Annotated in this window: 13 protein-coding genes; 3 read left to right on the forward strand and 10 right to left on the reverse strand. The window is 64.7% G+C overall.

Features of this window, described 5'->3' with window-relative positions; genetic code table 11:
* The 7 genes from AAGI46_10985 to AAGI46_11015 all read right to left on the reverse strand — a co-directional run.
* Positions 1-282 (reverse strand): hypothetical protein (locus AAGI46_10985; GenBank protein ID MEM1012728.1); only part of this gene is annotated, 282 nt, incomplete at its 3' end.
* Between the two features lie 18 nt (positions 283-300).
* A complete protein-coding gene (locus AAGI46_10990; protein ID MEM1012729.1) occupies positions 301-810 on the reverse strand; it encodes a prepilin-type N-terminal cleavage/methylation domain-containing protein in 510 nt (169 codons plus the stop codon).
* Between the two features lie 107 nt (positions 811-917).
* Positions 918-2,138, reverse strand: a complete 1,221-nt coding sequence (locus tag AAGI46_10995) for a type II secretion system F family protein (protein ID MEM1012730.1) — start codon at positions 2,136-2,138, stop codon at positions 918-920.
* An 84-nt stretch (positions 2,139-2,222) separates the two neighbouring features.
* Complete coding sequence (locus AAGI46_11000; GenBank protein MEM1012731.1) at positions 2,223-3,275, reverse strand: type IV pilus twitching motility protein PilT; 1,053 nt, start codon at positions 3,273-3,275, stop codon at positions 2,223-2,225.
* Between the two features lie 184 nt (positions 3,276-3,459).
* Positions 3,460-5,160 carry an NAD+ synthase gene (locus AAGI46_11005; protein MEM1012732.1) on the reverse strand — a complete coding sequence of 567 codons (1,701 nt, stop codon included), beginning with the start codon at positions 5,158-5,160 and terminating at the stop codon, positions 3,460-3,462.
* A gap of 114 nt (positions 5,161-5,274) precedes the next feature.
* Positions 5,275-5,586: a hypothetical protein gene (locus AAGI46_11010; GenBank protein MEM1012733.1), complete on the reverse strand. Its 312-nt coding sequence runs from the start codon at positions 5,584-5,586 to the stop codon at positions 5,275-5,277.
* 572 nt (positions 5,587-6,158) lie between these two features.
* Positions 6,159-7,568, reverse strand: a complete 1,410-nt coding sequence (locus AAGI46_11015) for a sigma-54 dependent transcriptional regulator (GenBank protein ID MEM1012734.1) — start codon at positions 7,566-7,568, stop codon at positions 6,159-6,161.
* Positions 7,569-7,776: 208 nt separating this feature from the next.
* Here AAGI46_11015 and AAGI46_11020 point away from each other — a divergent pair, with 208 nt between their 5' ends.
* The gene (locus tag AAGI46_11020; GenBank protein ID MEM1012735.1) at positions 7,777-9,408 is read left to right on the forward strand and encodes an ATP-binding protein; all 1,632 of its coding nucleotides are present in this window, start codon (positions 7,777-7,779) and stop codon (positions 9,406-9,408) included.
* On the opposite strand, the gene AAGI46_11025 is transcribed toward AAGI46_11020, so the two are convergent.
* Positions 9,338-10,144 (reverse strand): DNA methyltransferase, encoded by an 807-nt coding sequence (locus AAGI46_11025; protein ID MEM1012736.1) that lies wholly within the window; start codon positions 10,142-10,144, stop codon positions 9,338-9,340. The two genes, AAGI46_11020 and AAGI46_11025, sit on opposite strands and share 71 nt — an antisense overlap.
* 53 nt (positions 10,145-10,197) lie before the next feature.
* On the opposite strand from AAGI46_11025, the gene AAGI46_11030 reads away from it, so the two are divergent.
* On the forward strand, positions 10,198-10,764 hold the full coding sequence (locus AAGI46_11030; GenBank protein MEM1012737.1) for a hypothetical protein: 567 nt from the start codon (positions 10,198-10,200) through the stop codon (positions 10,762-10,764).
* A gap of 31 nt (positions 10,765-10,795) precedes the next feature.
* Entirely contained in the window at positions 10,796-11,551 is a 756-nt protein-coding gene (rph, locus tag AAGI46_11035) for a ribonuclease PH (GenBank protein MEM1012738.1), read from the forward strand.
* A 12-nt stretch (positions 11,552-11,563) separates the two neighbouring features.
* Here rph and dut read toward each other — a convergent pair whose 3' ends face one another.
* Complete coding sequence (gene dut, locus AAGI46_11040; protein ID MEM1012739.1) at positions 11,564-11,998, reverse strand: dUTP diphosphatase; 435 nt, start codon at positions 11,996-11,998, stop codon at positions 11,564-11,566.
* Between the two features lie 2 nt (positions 11,999-12,000).
* Positions 12,001-12,385, reverse strand: a 385-nt coding sequence (locus AAGI46_11045; GenBank protein MEM1012740.1) for a S16 family serine protease, incomplete at its 5' end; no start/stop codon positions are given.

A 12,385-nucleotide genomic window follows, 5' to 3' on the forward strand; every position in this document is an offset into this window, starting at 1 on the left:
CCAGCCGAGCCAGACGGCCGATGCGTCGTCGATGGAGAGCTGCCCGGTGCTGATGCGCGGGCGAAGATCGGCATCGGCAAGCCGCGCGGCCTGCCATCGCAGACCACTCTCGGCGAGCGACCGTGCCCTGAGCGCGTCGGCCACAACGGCGGAGCCGCGCGAGTTCATCGCCGAGACGTGGTACATCGCCGTCGCCAGGCCCGAGAGCAGGACGAGATAGATCATTGCCAAGACGGCGGCAGCGCCGCGACGTGGGCGCAGTGGAATTCGTGTTCGCCTCATGATCCTGGTTCCTTTCGGCTACGGCATGCGGTACCAGCTCGTGCGTGCGACTTCTTTCTGCTCACTCCCGGGTTGTGCCTGCCAGAGAACCGTCACGTCGATGCGAAGCGCACCGGTGCCGGGCTCGCTGAGGGTCATGTCATCCACCCGCGTCACCTCAACGACTTGTGAGAACTGACTCAGCTCCGGGATCGCCAGGCGAAGGGCGTCGATGGGGCCGTCGGTGCCTTCGGTGTCGAAGCCGTCGAAGTCATCGACGTCGTTGAACGTGTCGAGGGTTTCGCCGGGCTCTGGTCCCCAGTTGGCGGACCGTGTGATCGGGTCGTCATAGGGCAGGTGGGCCATCGCCTCTTCGAGGTGACGCGCCAGCTGCGAGCCGACGGTGAGTCGTCGGGCTTCCTTGTTGCTGATGCTGACGGTTGCAAAGAGCTCCATCGCCGCGAGGCATCCGGTGCCGACGATGACGATCGCCAGCGACGCCTCGATCAGCGTGAAGCCACGGCGAGATGAACGACGACGACGGGACACGAAACTAGAGATCGCATTCAGTGGTAAGCGAGGCAAGCTGCAGAGGCAGAACGAAAAACGGCCGGAGGCAATGCCTCCGGCCGTTCGTTTCAGGCTTGGCTGGTTCGCTACTCGACCAGGCTGCTGAGCTTGAAGATCGGCAGGATGATGGACATGGCGATGAAGCCGACCAGGCCGCCCATCACGATGATCATCAGCGGCTCGATCATCGCCGTGCAGTTCTTGATGACGGCCTTGAGCTCGCGGTTGTAGAACTCGCTCACCTCATCGAGCACCTCGCCCAGGCGACCCGATTCCTCACCGGCGGCGATCATCTGGACCGTTGCTCTCGGCAGGAGTGGGTTGCCGCTGAGGGGTTGGCTGATCTTTTTGCCTTGCTTGACGCTGACGTAGACGCTGCGCCACATCCGCTTGAAGTGGACGTTACCGCTGATTTCCGCGGTGATCGCGATCGTGTCGAGCATCGGGACGCCGGCGTTGATGAGCTGGCCCATCGCGTGCAGGCTCCGCGTGATGTACAGCGCGCGGAACATCTTTTTGAACAGCGGCACCATCAGCTTCACACGGTCGTAGCCGACCCGGCCACGCTCGGTCTTGAGCATGAGCACGAGCCCCCAGATGCCCACGACCAGACCGATGAGCACGACATACCACCGCAGAATCAGGAAGTCGCTGATAGCCAGCAGGATCTTCGTCGGCAGAGGCAGAATCGCCTCCTTGCCCTCGAAAAGCACCGTGAATCGCGGCAGCACGAACGTCAGCAGGAAGACCGTCACGCTGACCGCCAGGCCGCCGATGATCCCGGGGTAGATCATCGCGCCCTTGACCTGCTGGGCGGTTTCGATCTGCTGGGTCAGGTAGCCCGCAATGCGGTCGAGCATCTTGCTGAAGCCGCCGGAGAGTTCCGAGGCGCGGACCATGTTCACATAGAGCGGGCCAAACTTCTTCGGATAACGCTGCAGCGCTTGGCTGAACGGCTTGCCGCTCTCGACGTCCGCCTGAATCTGGCGGAGCATTTTCTGGAACTTCGGGTTCTCCGTCTGATCGGCGATGCCCTCGATGGCGGCGCGCAGACTGATGCCGGCGCGGACCATGACGCTGAGCTGCGCCGTGAAGGCCTGGATGTCTTTCTGGCTCGGGCCGAAGGAGATTTGGACGTCCTTCAGACTCTTGGACTTGCCGGACGCGCCGCTCGCAGGCGTGAGGCGCAGGACGTACTGGCCACCTTGTCGCAACTGCTGACTTGCGGCCTGCATCGACGCCGCGGCAAGAGTCCCGGTGGAGACGGCCCCCGCGCTGGTCCTGACTTCGTACTGAAAACTGGGCATCGGGTGGCTCCTTCCGTCGGTGGTTGATCCGTCCTCAAGACAGCCCACGGGCTGAGCCCATGGGCCTTTGTGTTACCGGTCAGCTCACGCCGCCAGTGCCCGCTCGACCTTTTCCGGATGAGCCGCCTGGCTCACCGCGTCCTCAGCGCTGATCCGACCGTTCGCGTAGAGCTCCATGATGGAGTCGTCCAGCGTCTGCATGCCCAGCGTCCGGCTGGTCGAGATGATGTTGGGAATCTCGAAGATGCGGTTCTCACGAATGCAGTTGCGAACGGCCGGCGTACAGAGCATCACCTCGATGCCCGGCACCATGCCCGGCCCGTCCTGACGCTTGAAGAGCGTCTGACTCACCACCGCCTGCAGCGTGTTCGAGAGCATCGAGCGAATCTGGTTCTGCTCGTCGCTCGGGTAGATGTCGATGATGCGCTCGATGGTCTGCGGCGCGTTGACGGTGTGCAGCGTCGACATGACGAGGTGACCGGTCTCGGCCGCGGTGATGGCGGCGCTGGTGGTTTCGAGGTCACGCATTTCGCCGACGAGGATGACGTCCGGGTCCTGACGCAGCACGTGCCGGAGGCCGCTGGCAAAGGTGGGGCAGTCCTCACCGATCTCGCGCTGTTCGATCGCGCTCTTGTCGCTCTCGAACGTGTACTCGATCGGGTCTTCGATCGTGATGATGTGCCCGTTGTCGCGGCGGTTGATCGCGTCGATCATGCCGGCCAGCGTCGTGCTCTTGCCCGAGCCGGTACCGCCGGTGACGAGGATCAGGCCGCGTGGAAGGTGCGTGAGCTTGCGGACAACTTCAGGCAGGCCGAGCTGATCGAGCGGGCGAATCGTGTCGTTGACCGTTCGGAAGGCCATCGCGACGGTGCCGCGTTGGAAGTGGGCGTTGACGCGGAATCGGCCGACGCCGTCGATGGCGTAGCTGAAGTCGGCGTCGCGCAACTGCTGGAACTTGGCCCAGCGGTCGTCGTCCATCATGTGCCGGCAGAGCTCCGTGCACGACTCGGGCGTGAGCACGTCGTACTGCGACCGCTCCACGACAGTGGTGACGCGGAACATGGGCGGCAGCCCCGCGTTGAAGTGGATGTCGCTGGCGCCCTGGGCAACGGCGGTCGTGAGGATCTCGTCGAGCATGGTCGATAGGACCGTCGCATTTAGCCCGGATTGACGCGGTGGCGACGACGTTTATCGAACCAACATGACCTTCGTCATCCCGAGCTAAGCGCAGCGGAGTCGAGGGGCCTCGCCTGCATCAGGTACCGCTCCAAGACGAGGTCCTTCGACTCGCTCTGCTCGCTCAGGATGACGGAAAGACGTTTCAGATCGGCTTCGCGGTCGTCGTCATGAGCGGGTCGAACCGCTGGGCGATCGGCATGCGTCGGCCGAAGCCGAAGGCACGGCTCGTCACCTTCAATCCCGGGGCGGCCTGGCGGCGCTTGTACTCGCTGCGGTCTACGAGCTTCACGACCTTTTCCACTACTTCCCGCTCGTACCCGGCGGCGACGATGGTGTCAGGGCCTTCCTCAAGTTCGATGTAGCGCTCCAGAATCGCGTCGAGCGTGTCGTAGTCCGGCAGCGAATCGCTGTCCTGCTGGTCGGGTGCGAGTTCGGCCGACGGCGGCTTGGTGATTGTGTTCTCGGGGATGACCTCGCGTCCTGCGGTGTTGTTGTAGTGCCGGGCGAGGCGGTAGACGTCGGTCTTGGGCACGTCGCTGATGACGGACAGCCCGCCGCACATATCGCCGTAGAGCGTGCAGTAGCCGACGGCGAGCTCGCTCTTATTGCCGGTCGTCAGGAGCAGAGCGCCCGTCTTGTTGCTGAAGGCCATCATCGTCGCGCCGCGGATGCGGGCCTGAAGGTTCTCGGCAGTCAAGCCCGTGACGTCGAAGACCTCGCCGAGCGAGGCGTCGAAGGCGTCGTGCATCGGCTTGATCGGAACGACGTGAAAGCGAATGCCGAGGTTCTCGGCCAAAGCGCGGGCGTCGTCGACGCTGTGGCCCGAGCTGTAGCGGCTGGGCATCGCGACGCCCTCGACGTTCTCCTCGCCCAGCGCCTCCGTCGCGACCGCCGCCACAACGGCCGAATCGATGCCGCCCGACAGGCCGATGACCGCCTTTTTGAAGCCGCACTTGTGGAGGTAGTCGCGTGTCCCAAGCACCAATGCGCGACGGATCGATTCAACATCGGGAATCTCTTCATGCTCGACTGCCGTCTGCAAGCTCGCAGCGACCTTCGGGATGTCGACCACGAGAAGGTCGTCTTCGAACGCCTTCGCGTGGGCGATCAATTTCCCGTTGGCGTCGAAGGCGCAGGAGTTGCCGTCGAAGACAAGCTCGTCATTTCCGCCGACCTGGTTGACGTAGAGCAGCGGCACGCCGTGCTTCTTGGCCTGTTCAGCGAAGAGTTCACGGCGAAAAGCGTGTTTGCCGGCGACGAACGGGCTGGCCGAGAGGTTGACGATCAACTCCGCCCCGGCGAGCTTCAGATCGCCCAGCGGGTTGCTGTGATACAGCCGACGCGGAATGAGTCGCTCGTCGTTCCACAGGTCTTCGCAGATGGTTACGCCGAGCGTGAAACAGTCGTCACCGGTGCGACAGGCGTCGATGACGTTGTTGTCCGGCGTGTTCGGCCCGGGCTCGAAGTAGCGGCTCTCGTCGAAAACGTCGTACGTCGGCAGGAGCGTCTTGAAATGCCGGCTGACGATCTCGCCGTCCCGCAGCAGGGCGGCCGCGTTGTGCAGTGGTCGGCCGACGGGAGCCGTGTTGCGCTCGGCGTAGCCGACGAGAACGTCGAGGCCATCGGTCTCGGCAGCGATGCGGCGAAGCTGCCGGATCTGCTCGTCGAGGAAGTCGCCACGCAGCAACAGATCCTTTGGCGGGTAGCCGCAGAGGGCCAGCTCCGGAAGGAGGACGACGCGAGCCTCGGCGTCCTTTGCGCGATGAATCGAGGCGATGATCTTGCCCGCGTTGCCCGCGAGATCACCGACCGTCGGATTCATCTGGACCAGTGCGAACCGCATGCGGAAGTTTAGTGGTCCGTTTCCGACTGCGAGCCGCAGGCTCGCAGCCATCTTGGTTTTCCAGGTTTCAGCAGGATCGCCACCGGTAGCTGCGAGCCTGCGGCTCGCAGTCGGTCATGCCACCCGAGATCGCACCATGTCCAGTTGCTTGGATGCAAACTTGGCCTCGTCGTCCGAGTCGTAGAGCGTGAACAACGTCGACCCGCTGCCGCTCATCCGAACCGGTCGGCCGAGCTTTTTCTCGCAGTCGCTTCGCAGCTTTCCGAGCGACGGCTCGATCACAGACGCAGCCGGCTCGAGGTCGTTTCGGAGATGTGGCAAGAGCTCGATTGCCGGGAGGGCCGACCACTTGGCGAAATCAGGTTCGCCATCGTCAGGCGGCGTCGTTCGAGCGTCGAAAGCACGGAAGACTTGAGGAGTCGACATCTGCACTCCAGGAAAAAGCAGCAACGCAGTGTGTCGGCGTCCTGGACGAAATGGTGTTACCACGTCACCACGGCCAGTGACTTCCGCGTCGCTTATCCCATCGAGTTGGCAGCTCAGGAAAAAAGGCACGTCGCTGCCGGTTTGTAAGGCGATGTAATCGACTTTGTAACGCGGTGCAGACTTCTCAGAGTCTGCTGCAAAGTGGAGTCTTGCTTTGATCGTTGCCGCGGCGTCACTGCTCCCGCCGCCAAGACCGCCGCCCAAAGGGATCGTCTTCGACAGCCGCAACCGGGCAGAAGTCTTGGTTTCACCCAAGAGAAAGCTCGTTCCGTACCAGGCATCGAATGCGAGGTTCTCAGCCGAGCGGTCGCCCGCTGGGACATCAGGATCTTCGCATTCGATAAGGAGTCGAAGCCCATCGCGGACATCGGGGACCAAATCGAACTGAAGTTCGTCGAACAATTCGACTGTCCGGAACCACGACCGCAGCGGATGAAACCCGTCCGCAGTTCTAGGGTAGACGCGGAGATACAGGTTGATCTTCGCAGGTGCGTGGATGACGAGCCGGTTGTTCACCGGGCCATCCGCACGGGCTTGCCCTGGCTTTCGTAGCTGGCGAGTTTGCGCTGGAGTGTTCGGACGCTGATGTCGAGCGCGTCGGCGGCGTGGGTGCGGTTGCCGTCGAAGCGTTGAAGTGCGCCTTCGATCGCCAGGCGTTCGAGTTCGTCCATCGTCAGGCCGCTGGGAATGGCTTCGCCGTTTTTGCTCGGGCTGCCGCCGATGCCGTCGGTGAGGTCGTCGGGCAGGTCGCTCTCCTGCAGCACCTCGCCGTCGGCCAGGACCATCATCCGCTCGAGCGTGTTCCGCAGCTCGCGAACGTTCCCGGGCCAGTGATAGCTGGTAAAGAACCGAACCACCTCCGGCGAGGCCTTGGCGACGTTCAGATCACGCGTGCGGGCAATGTCTTTGACGAAGGCGTCGATCAACAGCGGCACATCGTCCGGCCGATCGCGAAGTGCAGGCAGCTGGATTGAGACGACGTTTAGCCGGTAGTAGAGGTCCTCGCGGAATGTTCCGTCGGCCACCATCGCCCGAAGGTTCCGGCTGGTCGCGGCAACGACGCGGACGTCGACCTTCTTGTCTTCGTGCCCGCCGACGGGAGTGAGCGTGAGCGTCTCAAGGACACGCAGCAGCTTGGCCTGCAAGGAAAGCTCGAAGTCGCCGATCTCGTCGATGAACAGCGTCCCGCCGCTGGCCTGCTCGAACCGGCCCATCCGCTTGTCGGTCGCACCGGTGAACGCGCCGCGAACGTGGCCGAACAGTTCCGACTCCACCAGCGACGCCGGGACAGCCGCGACGTTCACCGCGACGAACGGTCCCTTTTTCCGGGGCGAATTGTGGTGCAGTGCCTGGGCGACGAGTTCCTTGCCCGTGCCACTCTCGCCGAGGACGAGTGCCGTCGAGTCGACCGCGGCGGCTCGGCGGATGCGTTCGAAGACCCGGCGCATCGGCTCGCTCTCGCCGACGATCTTCTCGACGCCGAACTTGTGGTCCAGCCGCTCGCGGAGCTGGTTGAGCTCGGTGTCCTTGCGTCGGCCTTCGATCGCCCGGGCGAGGCGAAGCTCCAGGTCGTCGGGATCGATCGGTTTGGTGATGTAGTCGTACGCGCCGTTCTTGATCGCCTGGACAGCCGTGCTGACCGAGCTTTGGCCGGTGATGAGGATGAACTGTGTGTCGGCCTGTCGACTCTTCCACAGCTTGAGCAGGTCCAGGCCGCTGACGTCGCCCATGTGCAGGTCGCTCAGGACGACGTCGACGTTCTCGTCGACGTAGCCGAGGGCTTTGTCAGGGCTTTCGGCCGAGAAGACCTCGTGGCCGAGGACACGCAGCAGCTTCTGAAGCGCCTGCCTTTCGGCCGCGTTGTCCTCGACGATTAGGATTCGCCCAAGGTGTTTGCCGTTGCTGTTGGTGCGGTCAGGCATGTTGGCGTGAGGCGCGGGCACAAGCCCTGTGCGGAGCCGTGGAGGTCGACTCGGTCCAGCAGGGTATCACGCGAGCCAGCCGAGTACCGGTCGATTCGTGTCAAGAAATAGCGTTTCCGTCGAGGCAATGCTCGATGCGACGCGACTGTCGCATTTTCGCTGGGCCACCCCAGGTCGCACGGGCAATCCCTTACGCTCATCGCGTCCGATGCTGCGATGGCTCAGCCGACTACGCCTCTCGCTGGCCACGAAGTGCCAGCTGCTCTTCGGCACGGCCGCGGGTGTCATCATTCTCGCGGCACTGGCCGTGGCTTGGCAGCGAATTGGTCAGCTGACGGAGGCCCAGAACCGCATCGCCGCCGACGTCCTCGCCGATCAGACGCTCGCCACACACATCGAAAGCGGCGACATCGACCCTGCCCGGACGCTCGAGCTCGACGGGGCCCGTGTCCGCGCTCCACGCATCGTCGCCGCCGACGCGATTGACCGTCTGACGCCTTTCGAGCAGGCGGCGCTGCGTGTCTTCCGCGAGAGAGCAGACCGCCGCGCCTTTCGCGAGGACGCCTTGCTCCCCGACGCCGACGGCCAACCGGGCCAGTTCTCGGGAACGCGGACGGCCATCGCCCTGCATGCCCAAGCGTCGTGCCTCTCGTGCCACGCCGGACCCGATGCCGTCGCACCGATCGTGGTGCCGTTCGAGGGGGGCGACGAGACCGAGCCGCAGCTCATGGGTGTCATGAGCATCGAGCTGGCTTCGCAGACGAGCACGCGGGAGCTGCTGCTCAACCGCAGCTTCCTCATCACCGCCGCCATCACCTCGGCCGGGGCGGCGACGCTGACGCTGTACCTCATCTTGACTCGGCTCATCCTGACGCCCGTCCGCGTGCTGCAGGACGTCGCCGAGCGGGTTCGCGGAGGCGATCTGAACGTCCGGGCCGAGGTCGCCAGCGGCGACGAGTTCGAGACGCTGGCCCGCACCGTCAACGAGATGGTTGCCAACCTTCAGACACGCAACACCCAGCTCGCCCGGGCCAACCGCAGCCTTGACAAGCGCCTGGGCGACCTGGCCGAGGCGAACGTGGCACTCGACGAGAGCAACCGGATCAAGAGCGAGTTCCTGGCCAACGTCAGCCACGAACTGCGGACGCCGCTCAACAGCATTCTCGGCTTCGCCGACCTCGTCAGCAGTGCCGGCGGGACGGACAAGGTCGACCGCTACGCCGGCAACATCAAAAAGAGCGGGCAGGCGCTCCTCGAGCTCATCAACGACCTGCTCGACCTCGCCAAGATCGAGGCGGGCAAGATGGAGGTCCGCACGACGAACCTGAGCCTCGCCGACGTGTTCGAGGCACTCGGCGTCCTGATGGCGCCGATTGCCAATCGGCGTCAGGTGCGGATCGTCAGCGAGGTCGGGCCGCGCGTGCCGATCATGGAGACCGACGGCGGAAAGCTGCAGCAGATCCTCTACAACCTCCTCTCGAACGCCATCAAGTTCTCCGACACGGGCGGCCGGGTCGACCTGGTCGCGCGACGCGAACTCGACGACGACGGCGAGTCAGGCGACTACGTCCGCATCACCGTCACCGACCAAGGCCCGGGCATTGCCGAGGAAAGCCAGGAGGCCATCTTCGAGAAGTTCAAACAGCTCGACGCCTCCGCCACACGCGAGCACGGCGGCACGGGTCTGGGTCTCGCGATCAGCCGCGAGCTGGCGGATCTGCTGCGAGGCGAATTGAGTGTCTCCTCGACGCCCGGCCAAGGCGCGACGTTCATCTTCCGCCTGCCGGTCGCTTTTTCCGACGCGCCGGCTTCGGCTGCGGCATCGGCGAACGGACGATGAGCAGGTGGTTGAACCCACGCAGGAAAAACCCGCCCTCGTCGGCGGCCTTGCGGTAGTTGCCCATCTCCAGCGTCTTGTTGTGTCGCACGACTGCGACCCAATCCATCGGTTCGAATCCGCCGCCGAGGAGCAGGCTGAACAGCTCGTAACCGATCGGCCAGAAGCCCTTGCCCTCGCCTTTGTGGACGTAGCTGTCGGCGACGTACACGCCCAACACGCCGCCCGGCTTCAGGATGCGGGCGGCCTCGCCGAAGGCATCGCTCATGGCGTGGTAGTACCGCTCGTCGTGGGCGGGCAGCTTGCCGATGCAGCGTGGGTCGTCGCTGTAGTCGATGTGCGTGCCGTAGGGCGGGTCCATGAAGACGAGGTCGACGCTGGCCGCCGCGACGGGCAGCTTGCGTGCGTCGGCCCGCTCGATCTCGGGCTGCGTCGGGGCAAGGTCGAACCCGCGTGCTTGCCTGCCAAGGTCTCGGCAGACGTCCAGCGTCGTGCCGCTGCCGCAGAACGGATCGACGACCAGGGCGTCGTTCGGTGCGTAGCGGTGGACGAGGTTCCAGACAACGTGGCTCGGGGTGACGCCGGGGTACTTCTCGTCGCCTTGTCGACCGGTGCCGTAGTTCTGGCTCGGATAGTCCCAAAGTGTCGTGACGTGGGGCGAGACCGGAGGCTTGTCCGTGCGAGGCGTCGACGGCTTCGGGCGGCGAGAGAAGGGCGGAGACGGACGTTTGCCGGGCAAGGTGGCAAATCGTACATCGCAAGAGCCCTTCGCACGCCCGTTCAAGGACGACCATGATTCCGAACCTGAAGCTGCCGTGTCTCGCGCTCGTTGCCCTCGTCGCCGCGGGTTGTGCGAATTCCAAGCCCGCCGCCCCGGCTCCGATGACCGAAGAGGCCAAGCAAGCCGAGCGGGATCGCAACGAATCGATCGCGACCATCCGCGAGAAATCGGACGAGTTCACCGACCTGATGGAGACGGCCGGCAATCAGAAGGCCGACGCGTCGAAGCTTCGCGCTGAATCCGCGATGGCGACCCGCAAGGCCGTCGCACTGCGTGCCCGTGCGAGCGTCCTGGACGGCGAGGCCGCGTACAACGAGGCCGCATTTGCGTGTCTCGACGACGCGTACGCGGTGAGCTTCGCCAGCGAAGTCGACGAGCAAGGCAAGGCCAAGCGTCAAGCCGCTGTCGACGCGCGTGCTCAGGCAGACCGGCTCGATGCCGCCGTCGCCATCATGCTTGACGAACGCTCCGACCTCCTCGATGCTGCTGCCGAGAACGAAGCCAAGGCCGCGGGCGTCGCCGACGAAGTCCGGGCCGAGCGTGCGAAGCTGTCCGAGCTGATGCCCGAAGACGAATGAGCCTGGGCTCAGCGGGTCGTACGCTGCTCGCATGAGCGACCCGAGACCGCGTGATCAACTCCGCCCCGTCACCGTCCAGCGCGGTTTCACCAAGACCGCTGCCGGTTCGGTGCTGTGGCGGCAGGGCGGGACGGTCGTGCTCTGCACGGCCGCCGTCGAGGTGAAACGGCCGCGGTTCTTCAGCGACGATCGCGCCGGCGGCTGGGTGACAGCCGAGTACGTCATGCACCCGGCCAGCGTGAAGGGCCGCAAAGACTGGCCCGGCCTCAAGGCAGACAAGCGCGGCATCGAGATCGGCCGACTCATCGGACGCAGCCTCCGCGCGGCCGTCGACGAGACAAAGCTCGGCCCGCACACGATCACCGTCGACTGCACCGTCCTTGAAGCCGACGGCGGCACCCGCACCGCCAGCATCTGCGGCGGCATGATCGCCCTTCGCGACGCCCTCGCTTCACTCCCGGCCGAGATGCCCGGTGCCCGCGATGAGGCCGACGTCGCCCCGGCGTACGACCAGAAGCTGTACCAGCCCAGCAATGCCGTCATCGCCGACATCGCGGCTGTCAGCGTCGGGATCTGCGACGGCCAGCCGACGCTCGACCTCAACTACATCCTCGACTCCTCGGCCGAAACCGACCTGAACGTCGTCAAGACGTCGGCCGGCAACTACGTCGAAATCCAAGGCACCGCCGAGTCGGGAACTGGCTTCACGCCGGAGCAGCTGACGCAGATGCTGAACCTCGCGGATTCCGGACTTGCGAAGCTGTTTGCAGTGCAACGCGACGGGTAACGCGTAGGTCAATCACCCGGTGCTTCCGAAGCCGCCCGTACCACGATCGGTCGCGTCGAGTTCGTCTACTTCGTTAACCTCGACCCGGGGCAGCGGCATGACGACCATCTGGGCGATCCGCATGCCGCGGTCGATCTCGAACGACTCGCGGCCATGGTTGATGAGGGGCACCTTGACCTCGCCTCGGTAGTCCGCGTCGATGGTGCCGGGGCTGTTGACGAGGGTCACGCCGTGCTTGCTCGCCAAGCCGCTGCGAGGGCGGACCTGGGCTTCGTGCATCGGCGGCAGGGCCATAGCGAAGCCGCACGGGACCAGTGCGATCTGGCCAGATTCGATAGTGCGTGTGTCGGCAGCGTGCAGGTCGAGGCCGGCGGCGCCGTCGGTCATGGCTCGGGGCATCGGCAAGCCCTCGCCGTTGGGCAGACGCTTGATCAGCAGTCGGACCACACTCACTTGGCGGCCTTGGACTTGCGGACGGTCTTCTTCGTGCCGCTCAGGGCGATCTCGAGGACGTCGTCGACGTGTTCGACCGGGTGGAACCGGAGTGCCTTCTTCACCTCGTCCGGAACGTCGACCAGGTCTTTTTCGTTCCGCTTGGGAATGATCACGTCCTTGATGCCGGCCCGCTTGGCGGCGAGGGCCTTTTCCTTGAGCCCACCGATTGGCAGGACCAGGCCGCGAAGGGTGATTTCGCCAGTCATGGCGACTTCTTTGCGGACGGGCGTCTTCGTCAAGAGCGACGAGAGCGCGGTGAACATGGCGACGCCAGCACTCGGGCCGTCCTTCGGAATCGCGCCGGCCGGGACGTGAATGTGGATGTCGCTCTCGGCCAGG

Source organism: Planctomycetota bacterium, from assembly GCA_038746835.1.
GTDB lineage: Bacteria > Planctomycetota > Phycisphaerae > Tepidisphaerales > Tepidisphaeraceae > JBCDKH01.